General features: G+C 70.4%; 22 protein-coding genes. 10 read left to right on the plus strand and 12 right to left on the minus strand.

Annotated elements, in window-relative coordinates; translation table 11 throughout:
* Window positions 1–416: 416 nt before the first annotated feature.
* The 8 genes from OG553_RS29975 (at window position 417) to OG553_RS30010 (ending at window position 6,175) form a co-directional block, all read left to right on the plus strand.
* Window positions 417–1,787, plus strand: a complete 1,371-nt coding sequence (locus OG553_RS29975) for an FAD-binding oxidoreductase (protein ID WP_405981964.1) — start codon at window positions 417–419, stop codon at window positions 1,785–1,787.
* 364 nt (window positions 1,788–2,151) lie between these two features.
* Window positions 2,152–2,493 carry a metalloregulator ArsR/SmtB family transcription factor gene (locus OG553_RS29980; protein ID WP_280913739.1) on the plus strand — a complete coding sequence of 114 codons (342 nt, stop codon included), beginning with the start codon at window positions 2,152–2,154 and terminating at the stop codon, window positions 2,491–2,493.
* Window positions 2,494–2,507: 14 nt separating this feature from the next.
* On the plus strand, window positions 2,508–4,223 hold the full coding sequence (locus OG553_RS29985; RefSeq protein ID WP_405983176.1) for a SulP family inorganic anion transporter: 1,716 nt from the start codon (window positions 2,508–2,510) through the stop codon (window positions 4,221–4,223).
* Window positions 4,220–4,642, plus strand: coding sequence for a pyridoxamine 5'-phosphate oxidase family protein (locus OG553_RS29990; protein WP_405981965.1), 423 nt, complete (start codon window positions 4,220–4,222; stop codon window positions 4,640–4,642). Before OG553_RS29985 ends, OG553_RS29990 begins: the two co-directional genes overlap by 4 nt.
* Before the next feature lie 17 nt (window positions 4,643–4,659).
* Window positions 4,660–5,064 (plus strand): ATP-binding protein, encoded by a 405-nt coding sequence (locus OG553_RS29995; RefSeq protein WP_405983177.1) that lies wholly within the window; start codon window positions 4,660–4,662, stop codon window positions 5,062–5,064.
* Between the two features lie 16 nt (window positions 5,065–5,080).
* Entirely contained in the window at window positions 5,081–5,491 is a 411-nt protein-coding gene (locus OG553_RS30000; protein ID WP_405981966.1) for an STAS domain-containing protein, read from the plus strand.
* Window positions 5,492–5,537: 46 nt separating this feature from the next.
* Complete coding sequence (locus tag OG553_RS30005; protein WP_405981967.1) at window positions 5,538–5,663, plus strand: PhnA domain-containing protein; 126 nt, start codon at window positions 5,538–5,540, stop codon at window positions 5,661–5,663.
* Between the two features lie 176 nt (window positions 5,664–5,839).
* Window positions 5,840–6,175 (plus strand): helix-turn-helix transcriptional regulator, encoded by a 336-nt coding sequence (locus OG553_RS30010; protein ID WP_285341461.1) that lies wholly within the window; start codon window positions 5,840–5,842, stop codon window positions 6,173–6,175.
* Between the two features lie 161 nt (window positions 6,176–6,336).
* Here the strand turns inward: OG553_RS30010 and OG553_RS30015 are convergent, their stop codons facing one another.
* From OG553_RS30015 to OG553_RS30025, 3 genes are read right to left on the minus strand one after another with little or no spacing between them, the layout of a single operon-like run.
* The gene (locus tag OG553_RS30015) at window positions 6,337–6,495 is read right to left on the minus strand and encodes a DUF6126 family protein (RefSeq protein ID WP_405981968.1); all 159 of its coding nucleotides are present in this window, start codon (window positions 6,493–6,495) and stop codon (window positions 6,337–6,339) included.
* Window positions 6,492–6,695, minus strand: coding sequence for a hypothetical protein (locus tag OG553_RS30020; protein WP_405981969.1), 204 nt, complete (start codon window positions 6,693–6,695; stop codon window positions 6,492–6,494). The genes OG553_RS30015 and OG553_RS30020 overlap by 4 nt, the downstream gene beginning before the upstream one ends.
* Window positions 6,692–7,090 (minus strand): ATP-binding protein, encoded by a 399-nt coding sequence (locus OG553_RS30025; RefSeq protein WP_405981970.1) that lies wholly within the window; start codon window positions 7,088–7,090, stop codon window positions 6,692–6,694. Before OG553_RS30025 ends, OG553_RS30020 begins: the two co-directional genes overlap by 4 nt.
* Window positions 7,091–7,094: 4 nt before the next feature.
* On the opposite strand from OG553_RS30025, the gene OG553_RS30030 reads away from it, so the two are divergent.
* Window positions 7,095–7,385: a hypothetical protein gene (locus tag OG553_RS30030; RefSeq protein ID WP_405981971.1), complete on the plus strand. Its 291-nt coding sequence runs from the start codon at window positions 7,095–7,097 to the stop codon at window positions 7,383–7,385.
* A 66-nt stretch (window positions 7,386–7,451) separates the two neighbouring features.
* On the opposite strand, the gene OG553_RS30035 is transcribed toward OG553_RS30030, so the two are convergent.
* The 3 genes from OG553_RS30035 to OG553_RS30045 all read right to left on the minus strand — a co-directional run bounded on the left by OG553_RS30035 (window position 7,452) and on the right by OG553_RS30045 (window position 9,136).
* Window positions 7,452–8,195: a carbonic anhydrase gene (locus tag OG553_RS30035; RefSeq protein ID WP_405981972.1), complete on the minus strand. Its 744-nt coding sequence runs from the start codon at window positions 8,193–8,195 to the stop codon at window positions 7,452–7,454.
* Between the two features lie 146 nt (window positions 8,196–8,341).
* On the minus strand, window positions 8,342–8,725 hold the full coding sequence (locus tag OG553_RS30040) for a DUF305 domain-containing protein (RefSeq protein WP_405981973.1): 384 nt from the start codon (window positions 8,723–8,725) through the stop codon (window positions 8,342–8,344).
* A gap of 84 nt (window positions 8,726–8,809) precedes the next feature.
* Complete coding sequence (locus OG553_RS30045) at window positions 8,810–9,136, minus strand: DUF6153 family protein (protein ID WP_405981974.1); 327 nt, start codon at window positions 9,134–9,136, stop codon at window positions 8,810–8,812.
* On the opposite strand from OG553_RS30045, the gene OG553_RS30050 reads away from it, so the two are divergent.
* A complete protein-coding gene (locus OG553_RS30050; RefSeq protein WP_405981975.1) occupies window positions 9,131–9,364 on the plus strand; it encodes a hypothetical protein in 234 nt (77 codons plus the stop codon). The two genes, OG553_RS30045 and OG553_RS30050, sit on opposite strands and share 6 nt — an antisense overlap.
* 250 nt (window positions 9,365–9,614) lie before the next feature.
* Here OG553_RS30050 and OG553_RS30055 read toward each other — a convergent pair whose 3' ends face one another.
* Genes OG553_RS30055 through OG553_RS30080 form a run of 6 tightly spaced genes read right to left on the minus strand, consistent with a single transcriptional unit; the run spans window position 9,615 to window position 21,895 of the window.
* Window positions 9,615–10,826, minus strand: a complete 1,212-nt coding sequence (locus OG553_RS30055; RefSeq protein WP_405981976.1) for an argininosuccinate synthase-related protein — start codon at window positions 10,824–10,826, stop codon at window positions 9,615–9,617.
* On the minus strand, window positions 10,826–11,050 hold the full coding sequence (locus tag OG553_RS30060; protein WP_405981977.1) for an acyl carrier protein: 225 nt from the start codon (window positions 11,048–11,050) through the stop codon (window positions 10,826–10,828). The genes OG553_RS30055 and OG553_RS30060 overlap by 1 nt, the downstream gene beginning before the upstream one ends.
* 9 nt (window positions 11,051–11,059) lie before the next feature.
* On the minus strand, window positions 11,060–12,616 hold the full coding sequence (locus tag OG553_RS30065) for an amino acid adenylation domain-containing protein (protein ID WP_405981978.1): 1,557 nt from the start codon (window positions 12,614–12,616) through the stop codon (window positions 11,060–11,062).
* Window positions 12,617–12,619: 3 nt separating this feature from the next.
* Window positions 12,620–12,826 carry an MbtH family protein gene (locus tag OG553_RS30070; protein WP_405981979.1) on the minus strand — a complete coding sequence of 69 codons (207 nt, stop codon included), beginning with the start codon at window positions 12,824–12,826 and terminating at the stop codon, window positions 12,620–12,622.
* On the minus strand, window positions 12,823–12,990 hold the full coding sequence (locus OG553_RS30075) for a hypothetical protein (RefSeq protein ID WP_405981980.1): 168 nt from the start codon (window positions 12,988–12,990) through the stop codon (window positions 12,823–12,825). Before OG553_RS30075 ends, OG553_RS30070 begins: the two co-directional genes overlap by 4 nt.
* Before the next feature lies 1 nt (window position 12,991).
* On the minus strand, window positions 12,992–21,895 hold the full coding sequence (locus tag OG553_RS30080) for an amino acid adenylation domain-containing protein (RefSeq protein ID WP_405981981.1): 8,904 nt from the start codon (window positions 21,893–21,895) through the stop codon (window positions 12,992–12,994).

Consider the following 21,895-nt stretch of genomic DNA (forward strand, 5'->3'; position numbering starts at 1 on the left):
ATGGGGTGGGGCGGGAAGTTCTGGGAGCGATCGGGAGCGGAGAGCCCGGCGGGGTCGGGCGAGCTGGGGCCCCGCCCTCCACGATGCCTCTGGCGCGAGCGTCGACGGTGCCGCGCCGAAGCCCGCGCGAGCGACGCGCGGCCCACCCTGCTCGCAGGCCGGCGCTGTCCCGGACCGTCCGGGGCGGTGCACCCACGTCGTAAGCACCGCCTGCTGCGAATCGGGTCCCGGGCGACGTCTCACGCCCAGGTCGCTCGAGGGGTTCCTGTTGACGCTTCACCCCATCGGCGTAGCGTGAATCTAGGCCCTGTCCAGTGGCAGGCGGCCTCGGGGCTCGCGGGAAGTTCCACCGTTCGACGCCGCGCCGCTGCCACAGGCACCACGCCTTCCGAGCCAGGGCAAAAGGAGCGATGGCCATGGGCAACATCTCTGTGGACCAGCTGCGCCAACGGGTGCGCGGCATGGTCGTCACTCCCGGGGACGAGGCTTACGACGAGGCCCGCAAGGTGTACAACGCCATGATCGACAGACGGCCGTCCGCCGTCGTGCGCTGTGTCAACGCGGGTGACGTCATGGCGGCCGTCGACTTCGCCCGGGAGAACGGACTCGACCTGGCGGTCCGCGGCGGCGGGCACAGTGTGCCCGGCTTCGGCACCTGTGACGACGGCGTGGTCGCCGACCTGTCCGCGATGCGCGGCGTCCGCGTCGACCCCGTACGCCGGACGGCGCGCGCCGAGGGCGGTGCGACCTGGGGCGACTTCAACGCAGCCACCCATGCCTTCGGCCTGGCGACGACCGGTGGGATCATCTCCACCACCGGCGTCGGCGGCCTCACCCTGGGCGGCGGCATCGGATACCTCGACCGCGGACTGGGTCTGAGCTGCGACAACCTGGTCTCGGCCGACGTGGTGACTGCCGACGGCCGGCTCGTCGTGGCGAGTGAGCAGGAGCACGAGGACCTCTTCTGGGCGCTGCGCGGCGGTGGTGGCAATTTCGGCGCGGTGACCTCCCTCGAATTCCGGCTCAGCCCTGTCAAGGACGTCTACGGCGGGCCGATGCTCTTCGAGCTGGACAGCGCCGGCACGGTCCTGCGTTCCTTCCGGGACTTCATCGCCGACGCGCCGGAGCAGCTCGGCGGGTTCCCGGCCTTCCAGATCGCCCCGCCGCTGCCGTTCATCCCCGAGGACCGGCACGGCGAGCCCTTCGTCCTGATCGTGTCGTGCTGGGCGGGTCCGCCGGAGGAGGGCGAGCGAGCGCTCCAGCCCTTCCACGACTTCGCCCCGGTGGTCGCGGAGCACGTCGGCGTCATGCCGTACCCGGCGCTCAACAGCGCCTTCGACGGGCTCGTGCCGCCCGGTCTCCAGCACTACTGGAAGGCCAACTTCGTGACGGAGCTGAGCGACGCCGCGATCGAGGCGCACCTGGTGCACGGCCCGCGCCTGCCCGCCGTGAACTCGACGGTCCACATCTACCCGATCAACGGCGCCTGCCACCGGGTCGCCCCGGATGCGACGGCCTTCGCCTACCGGGACGCCTCCTTCGCCACCGTCATCGCGGGCATGTGGCCGGACCCCGCCGACAACGAGGCCAACACCGCCTGGGTCCGCGACTACTACGAGGCCACCGCCCCGCACTCGGAGGAGGGCGGCTACGTCAACTTCATGGCCGACGACGACCAGGGCCGCATCCGTGCCAACTACAAGGGAAACTACGACCGCCTCGTCGAGGTCAAGCGCACCTACGACCCGGGGAACCTCTTCCATCTGAACCAGAACATCAGGCCTTAGCGGGTGTCTTACGTGGCAGGCTTCGCGCGCTTTGCGTTCGCCGGACTCCATGCCGGGCAGCGCGAGGTGCGTGACGAGCCGGGGTCCAACCGTGCGTCCGGATCTTGGTCCGAGCGGTCGTCGGCGGGGAGGGGTCGGGAGTTCCGGGAGGGGCCATCGGCCGGCTTGGTCGCACTTGACGAGTTCGATGGGCCCGATGCAGCCGCGTCCCTGGTCTGAACTTCACGGGAGGCGGTGGATCGCAGGATCTGTGAATTGCAGAAATCTGCAATTTCATAGATGCTGTGATTGCTGTGTCCCTGGTAGCCGCGGGCACAGCACCAGGCATCTGCCCCTTTCGGGGTGGTGAGAAGGGTGCGAGACAGTGCCGGTTCCGCTGTACCAGGCCAAGGCCGAGTTCTTCCGGATGCTCGGGCACCCGGTGCGGATAAGGGTTCTGGAGCTGCTGCAGGACGGGTCGATGCCGGTGCGGGACCTGCTGGCCGCGATCGAGATCGAGCCCTCCGCCCTGTCCCAGCAGCTCGCGGTCCTGCGCCGCTCGGGGATCGTCACCTCGACCCGTAACGGCGCTACCGTCGTCTACGCACTGGCCGGCGGGGATGTTGCGCAGCTGATGCTGGCCGCACGGCGGATCCTGACCGAGGTCCTGAGCGGGCAGAGCGAGCTGCTCGAGGAGTTGCGCGAGTCCGAGGTCCCGGCCTCGTGAGCGTGAACACCGCCATGACGGCCGTGCTCGGCCGGGTCCGTTCCGTCCTGCCCGCCCGGGCCGATTACGCGGTCATGGCCCGCAACCCTCGCCGGGACCTCCTGGCCGGCCTCACGGTGGCGATCGTCGCGCTTCCCCTCGCCCTCGGGTTCGGGGTCTCCTCCGGGCTGGGCGCGGAGGCCGGGCTGGCCACCGCCGTGGTCGCGGGCGCGCTCGCCGCCCTGTTCGGCGGGTCGAACCTCCAGGTGTCCGGGCCGACCGGTGCGATGACCGTGGTCCTGGTGCCGATCGTCGCCCGGTACGGGCCCGGCGGCGTCCTGACCGTCGGGCTGATGGCCGGCTTGCTCCTGATCGGTCTCGCCCTGCTGCGGGCCGGGCAGTACATGCGGTACGTACCGGCACCTGTGGTGGAGGGCTTCACCCTGGGGATCGCGTGCGTGATCGGTCTCCAGCAGATACCCAACGCGCTCGGCGTGGCCAAGCCGGAGGGGGAGAAGGTCCTGCTCGTGGCCTGGCGTGCGGTCACGGGGTTCGTGGCCGTCCCGAACTGGACGGCGATCGGCTTCACGACGGGTGTCGCGGCGGTGATGCTGGCAGGTGCCCGGTGGAAGCCGACGATCCCGTTCTCGATCGTCGCGGTGATCGCCGCGACCCTGATCGCGCAGCTCTTCCACCTGGACGCGGCGGCCCCGATCGGTGACCTTCCTCCGGGGCTCCCCGCACCGTCTCTGGCCTTCCTCGACGCTTCCGCGTTCGGGTCGCTGCTGGCGCCGGCGGTCGCGGTCGCGGCGCTCGCCGCGCTGGAGTCGCTGCTGTCGGCGACCGTGGCGGACGGGATGACGGTGGGGCAGCAGCACGACCCGGACAAGGAGCTGTTCGGGCAGGGCGTCGCCAACCTCGCGGCGCCGCTGTTCGGCGGAGTCCCGGCCACCGCCGCCATCGCCCGCACGGCGGTCAACGTCCGCACCGGCGCCTCCTCCCGGCTGGCAGCGCTCACCCACGCCGCGGTGCTCGCGGTGATCGTGTTCGCCGCCGCCCCCTTGGTGTCGAAGATCCCCCTCGCCGCGCTGGCCGGAGTGCTGCTGGCGACGGCGATCCGGATGGTCGAGGTCGGCTCGCTGCGCGCGATGGCGAAGGCGACCCGCTCGGATGCCGTCGTGCTCGTCCTGACCGCCGCGTGCACCCTGGTCCTCGACCTCGTGTACGCGGTCATCATCGGCCTCGTCGTCGCGGGAGCCCTCGCGTTGAAGGCGGTGGCGAGCCAGGCCCGGATGGAGCAGGTCGACTTCCGGCCTGACCTGCCCGGTGAGCACAGCGACGAGGAACACGCCCTGCTGGCCGAGCACATCGTGGCCTATCGCATCGACGGCCCCCTCTTCTTCGCCGGCGCCCACCGTTTCCTCCTCGAACTCTCGGAGGTCGCCGACGTGAAGGTGGTGATCCTGCGCATGGCACGGGTGACCACCCTGGACGCCACCGGCGCCCTCGTCCTCAAAGACGCCGTCGAGAAGCTGAACCGGCGCGGCATCGCCGTCACGGCCTCCGGCATCCGGCCCGGCCAGCGACAGGCCCTGGACGCCGTCGGCGCCCTGGACCTGCTGTGCCTGGAAGGCCGCGACTACGCCACCACCCCCGAGGCCATCGCCGGCGCCCGCGAACACCTGGAGCAGGCGGGCCTGCTGCCCCGTACGCATCACCGACCGCACCGCATCCGGAAGGCCGCACGATGACCGTCCCCGCCGACCTCCGCATGATCGAGGTCTCCGGCACCGAAGCCCTGTGGCTCCTCGAAGGCTCCGCCCAGGGCCGACTCGTCTACATCCAGCGGGAGGTGGCCGTCGTCCGCCCCGCCGCACACGTGATGGAGTACGGACGCCTCGTCGTCCGAGCCCCCGTGCAGGCCGCCACCATCCCCGGCCGGGCCGTGCTCACCTACCACGCCGATGAGATCCGCACCCCCGCCGGCACAGGCTGGACGGTGACCGCCCACGGCCCGGCCGACGTCATCGCAGACCCGGACGAGGCCGCCCACTACCGGCGCACCCTGTCAGGCTGGGCCCACGGCCCGCACGACACCCTGCTGCGCCTGTACCCGCAGTCCGTGTCCGGGTTCCGCTTGGCCCGCACCGTGAACGGGGCGGGCCGGTGAGCGTCCAGGTCGAGGCGATGCCCTACCGGCACGTTCTGGACGTGCCCGCCATGGGAGGCGCTGTCCGCATCGCCCGCGAAACCACCGAGCTCGTCCTCGTCGAGTGCGGGGTGGGCCTGCGGCATCCGAGCGTGGACCCGGCGCTGCTGATCCTGGCCGAGCTGGTCACCAACGCCGTGCGCCACGCCGCCGCGACCTCACCGGTGATCACCGTGACCTACGCCCATGGACCCGGAGCCTTCGCGTTCGCCGTCCACGACCGCCACCCCTACCTGCCGAGTCTCTTCGGGGCGCTCGGCACCGCCCCGCGCGGCGGCCTGGCCATGGTGGTGGAAATGACGTTGGAGCTGGGTGGCACCGCCGTCGTACGGGCGGACGCGGACGGGCGCGGCAAGGCCATCTGGATCACCCTTCCCCTGTGAAGCCGAGGAGCTGACGTTGACGATCGAATGGCGCTACACCACCCGCCAGGACCTGGGCGTACTGTCCCTGGCCGGGTACCTCGGCGCGGAGGCCGCCGACCGGTTCACCGGCGCTGTCGGCTGGGCGCTCGCGAGGGGCACCGGCCCGGTCATCCTGGACCTGACCGGCTTGCTGGGCTGGTCGGCCGGCGGGCAGATCGCCGTCGCCCAGGCCGCCCGCCGCCTCGCCGGGAGCGGGCGCCGGCTGGAGCTCGCCGCGATCCCCGCGGACGGCTCCCTCGTCCCCGACGCCACCTGCCCGCCCGTCCCGGTCCACTGTGACCTCCCCGCCGCGCTGGCCGCTCACGGAGTCCACGGGACGGTCAGGCAGTACCCCACCGATGACCGGCCCATTCCGCAGTCCCCCGAGGCACCCGCCCTCACCTGAACGCAGCAGCCCATCCTCAAGACCAGCGACGAAGGACATCGGCACCATGAGCGACATCATCTTCAAGGACTCCAACGGCACCGTCCTGGAGACCGGGGACTCGGTCACCCTCACCAAGGACCTGAAGGTCAAGGGCCTGGTTCTGAGGACCGAGTTCCTCAAGAAGGCCTGACCGGCGAACGGCCTGCCTGGGCGGGCCGAACGTCACGAAGGCACCCCGCCAGGTCCCGAGAGTTGCAGGGATCTGCAATTGTGGAGGTCACAAGGTGTGAAGAGGGGCGAACCGACGCCCCCGCGAGGAAACGGCTCCGGGTGGATGAGATGGGCAGTCGAGGCAGAGGTACGCAGGTGAGCACGCCGCTTTACCAGCTGAAGGCGGAGTTCTTCAAGACGCTGGGGCACCCGGTGCGCATTCGCGTTCTGGAACTCCTGTCCGTACGCGAGCACGCGGTCGCCGAGATGCTGCCCGAGGTCGGCGTGGAGGCCGCGAGCCTCTCCCAGCAGCTCGCCGTCCTGCGCAAGGCCAACTTGGTGGTCACCCGCCGGGAGGGCTCCAACGTGTTCTACAGCCTCACCCACCCCCAGATCGCCGAGCTCCTGCGGGTCGCCCGCGGCATCCTCTCCGGCGTCCTGGAAGGTCAGGCCGAACTCCTTGCCGACCTCAAGGCCGGCCGCCACGCCTGAACGATCCTCCCGCACGGTGCCGGCCCTGCGGGGCCCGCACCCCACATGCGGCGGCCGTCTTCCGTTAGTGCGGGTTCAACGCGCTTCTGACACCGGAAGACGGCCGCTCCCTCATATGCCGAACCGCGCCGCAGGCGTTCGGCCCCACTTCGGTCCCCGTCTCACTTCTGGGCGTGCTGCCCCAGGTAGAACAGCAGCCAGATGAACCCGGCGAACACGTGCGTGCCGAAGATGTAGAAGAAGGCCCGCATCGCAACGCCCTTCTCCTTCCACTTCTCGTGCTCCGTCGCCGTGTCCTTCTCGGGCGGGTCGTCCGTCATGACGCACCTTCCTCCTTCGTTCTCGGCTTCTCGACCGGGCGGCGGTACGGGCGGACGCGGGCCTGCATGCCGTGTTCGCCGGCGTACGCGATGGCGGCCGGGACTTCACCGGCCTCGACCGTGCGAACCTCCGGCTCGGGGCCGGGTCCGAGGTAGGTGATCTCGTACAGCTGGACGACCCTTTGGCTCCTGCTGGTCACGGTGTGCCTTCCGGCAGGATGAAGCGGACGAGCACCGTTTTGCCGTGCCCGCCGGCGGAAGGCTCGATACGGACGTCGCCGCCGAACGTGCGTGCCAGGTCGGCCACCGTGCGCAATCCCCGCCCGGAGGTCCGGCCGGCATCGGCCGGCGTTATCGGGTGCGGGTCCAGGTCCTCGACCGAGACCGCGAGCAGGTGCTCGGTCATGTGGAGAGTCACCTCCGCATCCGGGGAGTCCTGAGCGTGCCGGACGGCGTTGGTCACCAGTTCGCTGACCACCAGGAGCACGGCGCCGAAGAGGGCGCTGGACCTCTCGAGCCCGAAGGAGACGAGGGACCGTTCGCTGCGCTCGCGCGCGGCCCGCACGGAACCCGGCACCAGCGGCACCGTCCACACGTGCTTGAGCACCTCGACGGCAGGCCGGCCGCTGGGGTGCCGGGCCATCACCGACGCCTCGGACGCGCCGGTGCCGCTGTCTGGTTCACCGGCCGTCTCCCGCGTCGGTGGCCACACCGTGATCGTGGGCCACGCGCAATGCGTCCTCCAGCTCCTCTGCCGCCTGTGCCTCCTCGAAGGCATCGTCAGCTTCCTGTGCGGCCTGGAGACGGGCCCGCGCCACGCGGACCCGTTCCAGCGCCGCTTCCTCGAACCCGGCCACACCGCGACCCCCGTCCACCATATCCAGAACTAGTAAATTGCATAACTCTGCAAGTCTAGCTGGTGCGGGTCCGTTGGGAAGTTCACCGGCCCAGGCTGATCAGGGCACCTTGCGCACCAACTGGCTGGTCAGCTCGTAGCGGGCACCGACTACGGCCAGGCAACCGTCGGCGACCCGGGCGGCGAGGTCCGGCTCGGCGGCAAGGCGCGCCCGGACCCGGCGGACGTTCTCGGTGACCGCCGCGTCGATCCGGGCGTCGCCCTGAAGCCGGTGGTCGATCGCCGGCCGGATCCGGTCAGCCAGGTAGGCGATGTGCGCCGGGAGCTCACCGCCGGCCTCGGCGTGCACGGCCGCAGCGACCGCCCCGCACCCCTGATGCCCCAGGACGACGATCAGCGGGACACCCAGTTCCAGCACGCCGTAGGCGATGCTGCCCAGGACTGCCTCGTCCAGGACTTCGCCCGCCGACCGCACGGTCAGCAGATCTCCCAGCCCCTGGTCGAAGACCAGCTCCGGCGGCACCCGAGAGTCCACGCACCCGAGCACCACGGCGAACGGATGCTGCCCGCCCACCAGCGCCCGGCGCACATGCCCGGCGCGGTCCGGATGGCTCTCGTGGAACGTCCGCCAGCGCCGGTTTCCCGCCTCCAGCTCGCCCCACGCCTGCCGGGGCCCGGCAGGCCGCGGCCTGCGGACAGCTGCCTCCCCGGCCCGTGCGCCTGAGGCTGCCGACGGCCCGCACGCCAGCCCGACCCCTAACGCCAGGGCCCCGCTCAACCCCGCACGCACCATTCGGCGCCGCGCGAGGACCACCTCGGATTCGCAGTCACGATCGACACTCATGTCTGGACAAAGTAGGTGCCGGCCCTTGTCGGACATCAGGCAAAGGCCGGCCTTGAGGAAGATTTGGCCCGCGTTGGAGGTGCGCGTTTCCGGGGCGGGTCCGAGCTCTGTCGGGGCAGGGCGGCGAGGGCGCCGCCCTGCCGGTGTCAGCCGGCCTTGAGCATGCCGCGCATCTGGGCGATCTCGGCCGTCTGGGAGGTGATGATGTCGTCGGCCAGGGCCTTGGCGGGGCCGTGGGCGCCCTGCTGCTTCTCGGCCTTGGCCATGGCCACGGCGCCTTCGTGGTGGCCGATCATCATGGTCAGGAACATGGTGTCGAAGGCGTTGCCCCTGGTCTTGCCCTGCGCGAAGGCGACGTCCGCCTGGTTGTGCCGGTCGGCCTCCGACGGCGCCGGGGCGGTCGCCGTGGCCGGAGCGGTGCCGGCCGTGTCCGTGGTGTTGTCGCTGCCGCACGCGGCAAGGACCAGTCCCGCGGCGACCGCGGTGGCCGCCAGGGCAGCCCGGCGCGGCAGGGATCGGTTCGTGTTCATGTCGCTGAGCTCCGGTGATTCGGATGCGGGAGGGGCTGGCTCTCCGTGGCCGACGTGCTCGGGCGTGTGCCACGGGAGGAGCTCCTACGTCCGCAGGACCTGGAGATCGGCGAGCGAGGGAGGTGCCCGCCCTCCGTCGGGCTGATGGACCAGTGCGAGCGACGGTGCAGGCTGGGCAAGGACGAGGCTGCCGGGCATGCGGCTGAGGTGCGTGGTACCCGGCGCGGCGACGCGGGGGGCACCGGGCAGGGCCGGGGAAGCGCACATCTGGTCCGCACGACCGGCGTCCCGGACCGGGCCGCGCTGCTCGTCGTCGCACGGATACAGCGGGCCGGCGGCCGCCGCGTGGTGGGACACGTGCACCGTCACGCCCGTCGCCGGGAGCGCGGCGGAGGCGCCGAGACCGTGCATCCCGAGCAACCCGATCAGGAGAGCGAGGACGAGCAGCGCCCCGAGCCGCGGGACCGGCCGGGGCTGCGTGCGGGGCTCGTGGCGGGCTCGAAGACGCCGGCGGCGATGGGCAGGGCGATGGCGTTGTCGCGGCGTCGTTGGCGCCGCCGGGGCATGCAGCTGACGACGGCGTTCTACGCGCCGGATTCGATGCCGCAGCCGAAGCGATGGAAGCTGGCTGCGGGCTAATCGGCGATGCTCCACCGCATCGGGAAGTAGATCAACGGACCACTGGCCTCACCGATCAACGGGCTCACTTGGCGGGCTTGTTTGGTGAGACGAAGGGCGAGGAAATGGGGGGGGGTGCCTCTCGGCAGAGGAAACTCGTGCCGAGAGGTCTGCTCCCCGGACTCTTCGGCTGCCGCGGACAGCTGAAGGGCGCCGCAGAAGGCTAGGGTCTGGAAATCTCGTCCGTAGACCTGACGCCAGTGGCGACTGGTCAGATGCCGGGCCGGTGCGAGGCGACCTCCGCCGCGATCGACCGCCGCTCCCAGGTCTCCCGGTCTCGCAGGTAGCGGGGGCGCTCGGCGACGATCGAGCGGGTCTCGGCCGAGCCCGGTGAGAGCCGCCAGCGAACCGAGCCCGTGATGTCACGTGAGCAGACTTCGATGAATGCCTGGACAGCCGCCCTGAGTTCCCCGTACCAGCGGCCCTCCAGAGCCTCGCGTACCCAGAGCTGTTCGAGCGGCATCTTCTCCCGCAGGGTCTCCGCGTCGAGCACGGCGTTCTCCAAGAGCCGGTAGCCGCGCAGCAGCAGCCAGGCCGCCGGCATCTCGCGGATCTCCAGTACCTTCTCCCCGTGGTCCAGATGTTCCAGGCCGCTGTAGCGGCCCATGCCGTAGCGGCCCACGCGCGCGTTCAGCTCGGCGATCAGCTCGGGGAGCGCGAGCGCAGTACCGTCGACTGCCACGGGAACGCCCCCCTGGAACGCCACCTCGACCGTATCGAAGCCGACAGCGTGAGCGTCCGGGAGCCTGCTCCACCGGTACAGTTCCTCCGGTACCGCGTGCGCCTCGGGATCATCCAGGAGTCCGGACTCGAACTCCCGGCACCACAGATTGGAGTCGCCGCTCACTGTGCGGCCGTCCAACTCGTCGACCCCGACCTCCTTCAGTTCCTGAATCTTCTGTGTCCGGTCCACTGGGTCCAGGTCGTACGGGCTGCCGTAGCGGCCGCGCCAGCCGAGCAGGTCCAGGGCTCCGTTGAGCCGCCGGAGGGTGTTCTGGGAGCGGTTCGCCGTGTGCAGCAGCAGCCGTGCACCGAGCCGGTCTGCCACCTCGACCGCCTTCGCCGCGATCAAGGGTCGGCTGAGCGACGAGCTGATGGGGTGGGTGCCCAAGTACACCGCTTGTGCAGCGATGGCCGGACGGATGAAGTCGGCCGCGAACCGCTCCCGTGCATCGACCACATGCAGTGTGACGCCCAGCTTGGCTGTGACCTGTTCCTGGAGGTCGTGCCCCTCGTCCGCGTCGAGGCCGACGCTGACGGCGTGCACGTTCGAGGCGCCCGCCAGCCGCAGCCGGTGCAGCAGATAGGTGCTGTCGAGCCCGCCGCTGAACAGGGTGACGACCGGATGGTCGGGCGCGGACCGGATGGACGCGGTGATGTCCCGGAAGGACCGGATCAGGGGAGGCACGCCGGCAGACGGCATCACAGGGATGCTCCGCTCTGCAGGTACGCGCAGACGCCTGCCACCGTCGGTCGTTCGAAAAGCTCGTCCATCGGCACCTCGACGTCAAGACGCTGCTTGATGAGCGCCTGCATGCGCACCATCAGCAGGGAGTGCCCGCCCAGCATGAAGAAATCGTCGTCGTCGGAGAAGTCGTCCAGGCCCAGGACCTCGGCCCATATGTCGTGCATCTGCTCAGTGATCAAGAGAGTTCCTCAGTTGTGTGCCAGACGGGTCAGAGCCGTCCGGTCGACCTTTCCATTGGGGCTGAGAGGGAACGTCGGCATCAGGACGACATGCTGCGGGACCATGTGATCCGGCACGGAAGACCGGACGGCGACCCGCACGGCCTGGGCGTCCACCATCATCGACGGCGCCGGTACGACGTACGCGATCAGCTCGCCCCCGCGGGTCGTGACGGCTGCCGCGTCGGCGACATCGGGCAGCGTCCGCAGCGCTGTCTCGACATCCCCCAGGTCGACCCGCATGCCGCGCACCTTGACCTGGGAATCTGTCCGCCCGACAAAGATCAGTTCACCGTCGGAGCCGACGCGCCCGAGATCCCCGGTGCGGTACAGCTCAACGGCCCCTTGGGGCGTGTCCAGACGGGTGAACCGCTGCCGGCTCAGCGGGTCGGCGTTGAGGTACCCGGCGCCGACACCGCGCCCCGCCACGCAGATCTCGCCGGTCTCGCCCGGGGCCACCGGCGCCAGATCACCGCCCAGGACGTACACGTCGGTGTTGGCGAGCGGAAGCCCTGCGGGCACACCGCTGGTCACGTACCGGTCCCAGTCGTGCAGTTCGTGCGCCGTGGACGCATCGCTGCACTCGGCGACTCCGTACAGGTTGACGATACGACAGCGGTGTCCTGGACCGCGCGCCCAAGGGGAGACCCGTCCCGCCGACAGTGCCTCGCCCCCGCAGAAGAGCACCCGCAGCGATGCCAGTGGGGAATTCGCCTCATCCTCATCCCCCTCCCCGACCAGCAGGTAGAGGGTGCTGGGAGCACAGTGCAGCGTTCTCACACCGAATTCACGAATGAGCCGGCGGGCGAGCAGCACGTCGAATCGCCGGCTGGGCAGAAGATGCAACGTGGCACCGGTGAACAGGGGCATCAGCAGACTGCGCTGGGTGATGTCGAACCCGAATGAGCTGACAACCAGGTTGGACGACTCCACACCGAGTCCGTACGAGTCGGCGAGCGATTCCAGCAGGTTGAACCAGCCCTCGTGCCGGACGGCTGCGGCTTTCGGCGTACCGGTCGACCCAGAAGTGAACACCACGTAGCACGGAGCATCCGGGGCGAGGTCAGGACGGGGATCGCCCTCGGACGCCTGATCGCAGGACCCGGCCGTGGCGACGTCCGGGGCGAGGACCTCGATGCCGCCGTGGTCGACGAGTCGCCGCGTTGCATCCGAGGCCACCACATGGGTCATGGCAGGAAGCTGGGCGACGTTCAGGCGCAGCCGCTCCGCGGGGTAGGTCGGGTCGAGCGGCACGTACGCCGCACCCGACTTGAGCACCCCGAGGACGGCGACCACCAAGTCGACCGAGCGATGCAGACACACCCCGACCAGGGAACCGGGACCGATCCCGCGGGCGGTGAGAGTGTGAGCGAACCGGTTGGCGCGCGTGTTGAGTTCCCCGTACGTGTACTGGCCGGTCGAATCCGTGACCGCCGGGGCACCCGGGCGGTCGGACGCATGGGCCTCGAAGACCCGGTGGACGAAAGGAGAGCTGTGGCGCGGCGACCGCGGTCCTGAGAGGAGCATGGGTCAGGCGCTCCCGTCCACGCGGGCGCTCACCGGGCGCATGTCGGTCCACTGGGCTTCGATGTGGTCCACGCAGGACTGTCGGCTGCCCGGCCCCGCGGTGACCGACCAGCCCGGCGGGACCTCCGCGAAGCCCGGCCACAGCGAGTACTGACTCTCGTCGTTGACCAGCACCAGGAACTCGCCGTCCGGGTCGTCGAATGGATTCATGCCTCGATCTCCTCTGTGAAGGTGCGGCTCTGGACGCGTCCGATCGCGTCCAGAAGGCCGGGGGCGGCCATCGGTGCGGTGTGGCCCTCCCCCTCGTGTCCCTCGAAGCCGCCGTGACCGCGGGGGCCGGGCAGTTCGCCCTCGGGCCCGTTCGGCGGATTCATGTCATTTCTCCCGGGTGAGGTGCCGCAGCACCCGGCCGATGGCAGCCAGCGGGGTCGGCGCGGCCATGCCCAGATGAGTGCTGTCCACGTCGTGGACCTCGATGTCACCGAGCACGTGGGACCGCCAGGTGGCACTCACGGACGGTTGCGTCAGCCCGTCCGAGGCGCGAGCGGCACGGAAGAAGACGACGTCGCCGTCGTAACAGCCCGGGGTGTGGCGGTCCATCAGTTCGATGTGGCGGGCGACCGCATGAGCGAGGCCCGCGATCTGTCGTGGTTCGAGGGCGGCCAGCGCGGGGTTGTCGCGCGCGACGAGGGCGGCGAGCGCCTGATCGTCGGGTCGCACGGGGTGCTCGGCGAGCGCCCCCGCCACGTCCGCACCTTCACCGAGCAGATCCGCGACCACCTCGGCCCAGTCCGCAGCCGTGTCCGTCCCGTCACCCGGGCGCGGATAGCTGTCGAGCAGCGCGAGCAGTGCGACCTCTTCGCCGGCGGCACGGAGCCGTACCGCCATCTCATGCGCGACCAGGCCTCCGAAGGACCACCCCAGCAGACGGTACGGGCCCGTCGGCTGCACCGCGCGCACGTGGGTGAGGTAGGCCGCGGCCATCTCGGCGATGCTCGTGGGCAGCCGCTCCGGCTCCAGTAGCCCCCGGGTCTGCAGACCGTACAGCCCGGTCCGGGGGTGCAGGTGCGCCGCGAGCCCCGCATAGCACCAGCTCATCCCGAGTACCGGATGCACGCAGAACAGGGGGCTGTGCGCGGCGCCCGCACGGATCGGCAGCAGGGTGCGCAAGGAGCTCTCCCGTCGCGCCTCCTGATCGCCCGAGCCGTCCAGCAGCCCGGCCACCGTGGGGGTGTCGAAGACATCCCGGACGCTCACCTCGAGCCCCAGCTCGGCACCGATCCGTTTGACCAGCCGTGCCGCGAGGAGGGAGTGACCACCCAGGTCGAAGAAGCCGTCGTCGATGCCGACGCGGGACGCGCCGAGAAGCTCTGCGAAGATCCGGCACAGCTGTTCCTCGCGGTGGTCTCGAGGTCCGCGCAGCTCGCCGTCGGCCGAGTAGCTCGGTGCAGGCAGGGCGGTACGGTCCAGCTTGCCGTTGACGGTCAGGGGAAGCGCGTCCAGTACGGGGAACGCCGCGGGCACCATGTGGCCGGGCAGGGTGGCGGAGACGTGAGCGCGCAGCTCAGCAGCGCTGACACCCCCGGCGCTGTGGGCTTCGTCCGGTACGACGTACGCCACCAGCCGCTGGTCCCCCGGCCGGTCCTCGCGTGCCACGACGGCGACCTGCGCCACCGCTGGGTGCGAGATGAGTGCGGCTTCGATCTCGCCGGGTTCAACGCGGAACCCGCGCAGCTTCACCTGACGGTCGGCGCGGCCCAGATACTCGAGGGTGCCGTCGGTGCGGAGCCGTACGAGGTCACCGGTCCGGTACATCCGCTCGCCCGGTTCGCCGAACGGGTTGGCGACGAAGCGTTCGGCCGTCAGCTCGGGGCGGTTGAGATAGCCGCGTGCCAGCCCCGCGCCGGAGACGTACAGCTCGCCGGCCACTCCGGTCGGGGTGGGGGTCAGGCGTGCGTCCAGAACGTGGACCCGGGTGTTGGGCAGCGGCCTGCCGAGGGTCGGAGCCGTTCCCCCGCGGACTTCGGCGTACAGGACGTCCACGGTGCACTCGGTCGGTCCGTACGAGTTGTAGCCGCGCAGGTCCGCGTGCGTGCCCAGCTCCTCCCAGAGGTCTCGGCCGATGTCCTCACCGCCGATCCAGAGCAGGGCCGGACGGTGCCCTTCCTCGGCGAGCAGCCCCGCGGCCAGCAGCTGTCGTGCGTAAGTCGGGGTGATGTTGAGCATGTCGAGGCCGAACGACGCGGCATGGCCGACGAGGGCGTCCGGGTCCCGGCGGGTGGCGTCGTCCAGGACGTGCAGCTCGTGCCCGGCAATCATGCCGAGGATGTCGGTGGTCGACGAGTCGAAGGAGAAGGACGCCATCGCGCCGATCCGCAACGGCTTCTCGGAGCCGAGCAGTACCTTCTCGTACGCCGCGGCCAGATGGGTGAGGTTGGCGTGGGTGACCACGACGCCCTTGGGCCGGCCCGTGGAGCCCGAGGTGTAGATGACGTACGCGGGGTGGTGCGGCCGCAGCGCGTCGCGGGGCGGGTTGGTGGCGGGGCGTTCCGCGAGCGCCACGCCGGGATCGTCGAGCACGAGCCGCGCAGCGGTGGCGGTCGTGGGCAGGCGGTCCTGCCCTGTCGAGTCCGTCAGGACCAGAGCCGGTCGGGCGTCGTCCAGCACGTGTGCGATGCGGTCGGCCGGATACTCCAGGTCGATCGGCAGGTAGGCGGCACCGGACTTCAGAACCGCGAGCAGCGCGACGATGAACCGTACGGACCGGGGGAGGGCGAGGGAGATGTAGTCCTCGGGGCCTGTGCCGTGGCTGCGCAGGTGGTGGGCGAGTTGGTTGGCCTGTTCGTTGAGCTGGGCGTAGGTGAGGTGTTCGTCCTGGCAGCGGACGGCGATGGCGTCGGGGGTGCGGGCGGCTTGTGCTTCGAAGAGTTCGGGGACGGTGGAGTGGCTGGAGGCGGGGGTGGCGGTGTCGTTGAGGTCGGTGAGTCGTCGGCGTTCGTCGTCGGTGAGGATGTCGACGTCGCCGATGGGGAGATCGGGGTCGTTGGTGAGCGCGGTCAGGAGGTGTTCGAGGCGGCGGGCCAGGAGGTCGGCCGTGGCCTGGTCGAAGAGGTCGGTGGCGTACTCCACGACACCGGCGATGCCGGCCGGTACTCCGTGGTCGTCGTGCCGCTCGGCCATGTCGAAGATCAGATCGAACTTCGCCGAGGCCAGCCTGCCGGTCTCCGTGGTACCGGACAGACCGTCGAGTCCTGTGGCCGGGATGCCCGCCGTGTTGTCCAAGGACACCATCACCTGGAAGAGGGGGTGGCGGGCGGGTGAGCGGGTGGGGTTGAGGGCTTCGACGACGCGCTCGAAGGGCACGTCGGCGTGGACATAGGCTTCCAGGTCGGTGGTCCGGACGCGGGCGAGGAGTTGCGTGAAGGTGGGGTCGCCCGAGAGGTCGGTGCGCAGGACGAGCGTGTTCACGAAGAACCCGACCGCCCGATCCAGCGCGTCGTCGTCGCGGCCGGCCACATCGGTTCCGAGGGGGATGTCGTTCCCTGCGCCGAGGCGGTGGAGGAGCGTGGCGAGCGCGGCGTGGAGCACCATGAAGACCGTCGCGTCGTGTGAGCGGGCCAGTGCGGTGATCCGTGCGTGGGTCGTGGCGGGGATCTCCAGTGAGACGGTCGCTCCCCGGTGGGTCGGCTGGGCCGGGCGTGACCGGTCGTACGGAAGTGCGAGTTCCTGCGGTGCGCCCTGGAGGGCCTTCGTCCAGTACCGGACCTGGTCGGCGAGCGGGCCGGAGTCGTCGTCGCCCAGGTAGGTGCGCTGCCACAGGGTGTAGTCGACGTACTGCACCGGCAGCGGCGTCCATGCCGGCTCGCTGCCCGACAGGCGCGCCGAGTAGGCCAGGCTGAGGTCCTGCACGAGCGGCCCCAAGGACCAGCCATCACACGCGATGTGATGGATGTTCAGGACGAGCACATGCCGGTCGACGCCCATGTTCAGCAAGGTCGCCCGCGCCGGGAGGTCCGAGGCCAGGTCGAAGGGCTCGTTGACGGCGGTGTCGACCTCACGGTCGGCCTCCGAGGGGTCACGGTCCCGGATCGCCAGGGTTGGTGCGCCCTGTGCCGGGTCGAGCACGATCTGGCAGGGTTCCTCGCCGGACACGCGGTAGACGGTGCGCAGGATCTCGTGTCGGGTCACCAGGTCCACGAGCGCGGCCTGGAGTGCCGACGGATCGACCGTGCCCGCGAGCCGGAGCACCACCGGCACGTTGTACGTGCTGTTCGGCCCCTCCAGCTGTGCCAGGAACCACAGCCTGCGCTGCGCGAACGACAGGGGAACGACATCCGGCCGCACCGTCGGCACCAGTGCCGGCCGGCCCCCGGCCGAACGCGCGGCGGCCACCCGCTGCGCGAGCCCGGCCGGCGTCGAAGCCTCGAAGACATCACGAATCCCGACCTCCACACCGAGCACTCCTCGTACGCGGCTGATCAGGCGGGTCGCGAGGAGGGAGTGGCCGCCGAGATCGAAGAAGTCTTCGTCGACGCCAACACCGGGTGAGGCAAGGAGCTCGGCGAAGACCCGGCACAAGGCCTGCTCGACGGAGTTGCGTGGTTCGCGCGTCGAGGCGTTGGCCGCACGCACGGGCACGGGCAGGGAGCGCCGGTCCAGCTTGCCGTTCGGGGCGAGCGGGAAGGCGTCCATGACGACGAACGCGGTGGGGATCATGTACTCGGGAAGCAGGGCGCGGGCGTGTTCGCGCAGTGGCTCGACACGGAGTCCGTGGACAGGTTCGGTCGGAATGACGTACGCCACGAGTTCCTTCACGCCGGGCCGGTCCTCGCGGACCGTCACCAAGCACTGGCCCACCGACGGGTGGCGGTCGATGACGGCTGCTATCTCGGCCGGCTCGATCCGGAAGCCCCGGATCTTGACCTGGTCGTCTGCTCGGCCGACGAACTCCAGCTGTCCGTCACGGTTCCAGCGGGCTATGTCCCCGGTGCGGTACATGCGGTCCCCGGCCGGGCCGAACGGGTTCGCGACAAATCGTTCCGCCGTGAGGTCGGGGCGCTTGAGGTAGCCGCGGGCCAGCCCAGCGCCGGCGAGATACAGCTCTCCCGTCACACCCGGCGGTACCAGCCGCAACCGGTGGTCCAGGACGTAGGCGCGGGTGTTGGCCATGGGCCGGCCGATCGGGGCGACGCCGTCGGTGTTGCCGTCGTCGTACCAGGCGGTGGCGTAGACGGTGCACTCGGTGGGCCCGTAGATATTGGCGATCCTGGCTTTCGGGAGTGCCGTGCGCAGGTCCTTCACGAGCTGGGGCGGGACCGCTTCACCGCACAGGGCCACGTCGCCGGCGTTCAGCTGCACCGGGCCGCCGCCGAGGACGGCGGCGAAGACGGACGGCACGCCGCTGATGAGAGTTCCGGACCAGCCGCCCCGCTGGGTGACCTCCAGCAGATCCCGCACGATCTCGACGGTTCCGCCCAGAGTGAGCGGGACGAGCCACTCGAAGACCGACACGTCGAAGTTGAGGGACGTGGACAGGAGCGTGTGGGCCATCCGCTCGGGGCCGTAGTCCTGCGCGGCCCACAGGCAGAAGTCGACGACGTTGCCCTGGGTGACCACCACGCCCTTGGGCCGGCCGGTGGACCCGGAGGTATGGAGGACGTACGCGGGGTTCTGCGAACCCAGAGGCCGGGTGCGGTCCTGGTCGAGCAGGTTCGTCGGGGAAAGAGGCCTCGCCCGTACTTCCTCCAGCAGCACCCTCACGGTGTCACCTGCGGGCAGGACGTGCTCGACGTCACCGGTGGTGAGGACGCAGGACGGCGCGGCGTCTCCGAGGATGTAGGCGATCCGCTCGGCCGGGTAGTTCAGGTCGATCGGCTGGTAGGCGGCGCCGACCTTGAGCACGGCGAGGGCGGCGGTGAGCAGTGCCGGTGATCGGGGTAGTGCGAGGGCGACGTAGTCCTCGGGGCCTGTGCCGTGGCTGCGCAGGTGGTGGGCGAGTCGGTTGGCCTGTTCGTTGAGCTGGGCGTAGGTGAGGTGTTCGTCGTGGTAGCGGACGGCGATGGCGTGGGGGGTGCGGGCGGCTTGTGCTTCGAAGAGTTCGGGGACGGTGGTGTGGGGGGTGGGTGGGGTGGTGGTGTCGTTGAGGTCGGTGAGTCGTCGGCGTTCGTCGTCGGTGAGGATGTCGGCGTGGCCGATGGGGAGGTCGGGGTGGGTGGTGAGCGCGGTCAGGAGGTGTTCGAGGCGGCGGGCCAGGAGGTCGGCCGTGGCCTGGTCGAAGAGGTCGGTGGCGTACTCCACGACACCGGTGAGGCCGGCCGGTACTCCGTGGTCGTCGTACCGCTCGGCCATGTCGAAGATCAGATCGAACTTCGCCGCCTTGAGCCCGCCCTGATCGACGGAGCAGTCGACCCCGGACCAATGATGGGCCGCCCCGTCCACGGGCGATTGGTTGTTGAACCACAGAGCCACTTGGAAGAGGGGGTGGCGGGCGGGTGAGCGGGTGGGGTTGACGGCTTCGACGACGCGCTCGAAGGGCACGTCGGCATGGGTATAGGCCTCGAGGTCGGTGTCCCGGACGCGGGCGAGGAGTTGCGTGAAGGTGGGGTCGCCCGAGAGGTCGGTGCGCAGGACGAGCGTGTTCACGAAGAACCCGACCGCCCGGTCCAGCGCCTCATCGGTGCGGCCCGCATGGTTCGTACCGAGGGGGATGTCGTTCCCGGCGCCGAGGCGGTGGAGGAGTGTGGCGAGCGCGGCGTGGAGCACCATGAAGACCGTCGCGTCGTGTGAGCGGGCCAGTGCGGTGATCCGTGCGTGGGTCGTGGCGGGGATCTCCAGTGAGACGGTCGCTCCCCGGTGGGTCGGCTGGGCCGGGCGTGACCGGTCGTACGGAAGTGCGAGTTCCTGCGGTGCGCCCTGGAGGGCCTTCGTCCAGTACCGGACCTGGTCGGCGAGGAGACCGGAGTCGTCGTCGCCCAGGTAGGCGCGCTGCCACAGGGTGTAGTCGACGTACTGCACCGGAAGCGGCGCCCAATCCGGCTCGCTGCCCGACAGACGCGCCGAGTACGCGAGGCTCAGATCCTTCACGAGCGGCCCCAAGGACCAGCCATCAAAGGCGATGTGATGGATGGTCAACACCAGTGCGTGTCGGTCGGGGCCCGTAGTCACCAGCGTCGCCCTGAGAGGGAGGTCGGAGCCGAGATCGAAGGGTTCGTTGACCGCGGCCTCGACCTCGCCGACCGAACCGGAGGGGTCACAGTCCCGGATGACCAGGGTTGGTGCGCCCTGCGCCGGATCGAGCACGATCTGGCAGGGTTCCTCGCCGGACACCCGGTAGACGGTGCGCAGGACCTCGTGTCGGGTCACCAGGTCCACGAGCGCGGCCTGGAGTACTGCCGGATCGACCGTGCCCGCGAGCCGGAGCACCACCGGCACGTTGTACGTGCTGTTCGGCCCCTCCAGCTGTGCCAGGAACCACAGCCGGCGCTGGGCGAAGGACAGGGGCACGACATCCGGCCGCACCGCCGGCACCAGTGCCGGCCGGCCCCCGGCCGAACGCGCGGCGGCCACCCGCTGCGCCAGCCCGGCCGGCGTCGAAGCCTCGAAGACATCACGAATCCCGACCTCCACACCGAGTTTCGCTTTGATCCGGCCGATCAGTTGGACGGCGAGCAGCGAATAGCCTCCGACTTCGAAGAAGCTCTCGTGTTCCGCCACCGAAGGCGTGCCGTCCTCTTTCGCCGGCAGGTCGAGGAGATCGGCGTACACCTCACGCAGTTCCCTCGTCAGCTCGCCCGGATCCGCGGCCGGAGGCGTGTACGCGGCTGCGGAACCGGCCGGGGCCGGGGACTCGGGCGCGATCAGGATCTCCTGCTCGCCGCGCAGTGACTCCTCCTCGGAGAGCATCGGGGGCTCCTCGATCCGACGCTCGGGCTCCGCCATCAGACCTGCCAGCAGCCGGAGGTACCGGTCGGCGAACCGGCGCACCGTCGCCTCGTCGTAGAGCGCAGTCGAGTACTCCAGCTGGAGGTGGGGCCGGTCGGATCCGGTGACGACCGTCACGGTGAGGTCGACCTTGGCCGTGCCGGTCCACACCTCCTCGTGCTCACCGCTGCGGAGCAGCCCCGGGTGCGCGTCACGGGGCGGCGTACGGTCCTCCGCGGAGAAGATGATCCCGAACAGCGGGTGCGATCCCGCCGGATCACGCTCAGGGCATAGCCGCTGCATCAGGACGTCCAGCGGGACGTCCTGATGTGTGAGAGCCGCCAGTGCGGTGGACCGCACCTGATGGAGCAGCTCGGTGAACGTGGGTGTTCCGCCGAGATCGCTGCGCAGCGGCAGGGTGTTGACGAACAGCCCTATGAGGTCTGCGGCCTCCGGGCGGGTGCGTCCTGCCGCGGGCACGCCGACGACCACGTCCGGGCGTCCGGTAGACCGGTGAAGGAACGTTGCGAACGCAGCGAAGCAGACCATGAACGGGCTGCAGCGCTGTTCCCGGGCCGTGGCCCGTATCCGCTCCTCCAGGCCCTGGGGCAGCGGCACCAGGCAGGCGGCACCCGCGTGGTCGGGCCGGGGCGGACGAGGACGATCCCCCGGGAGTCCGAGTGGCCCGCCGACCCCGCGCATGCGCTCCTCCCAGTGGGCGAGCTGTTCCTCGAGCCCGTGGACGTCCACGCGCTCGCGCAGGCTTTGCGCGTAGGGGCCGTACTGTGCGGGCAGCGGCGGCAGGGGGCTCGGTCGGCCCGCCTCGAACGCCTCGTAATGGGCGTCGATCTCCTTGTGCAGGAGCTCGCGGGACCAGCCGTCGAAGACGATGTGGTGCGCGGTGAACAGGACGACGTGGTTCTGCGGGGCGAGCGTGATCAGTTCGACACGCAGCAACTGCCCGCGGGTGAGGTCGAAGGGTCGTTCTCCTGCGGCTCGCAGCGCATGGGCCAGCAGAAGCTCCCTTTGCGCCTCGTCAGCGTGCGTGAGGTCGGTCTCACGCCACTCCGGACGCTGACCCTCCTCGACGATCTGGGACGGAACGCCGTCCGTGCTGACGAAGCGCGAGCGGAGGGCGTCGTGTCGACGGGCCGTCTCGTCGACGGCCGCGCGCAAGGCGCCCGCCTCGATCGGGCCGCGCACGCGCACCGCCCAGGGGATGCTGTAGAGCGTCCGGCCCGGCATCAGCTGGTCGAGGAACCACATGCCGTGCTGGGAGGGTGACAGCGGATACCGCATCGCGGCTGCGGCCCGCACCTGATCGCCGGTGCCGCCGGGTTCCCGGTCAGTCCCTGCCAT

This window comes from Streptomyces sp. NBC_00158 (genome assembly GCF_045160885.1).
GTDB lineage: Bacteria > Actinomycetota > Actinomycetes > Streptomycetales > Streptomycetaceae > Streptomyces.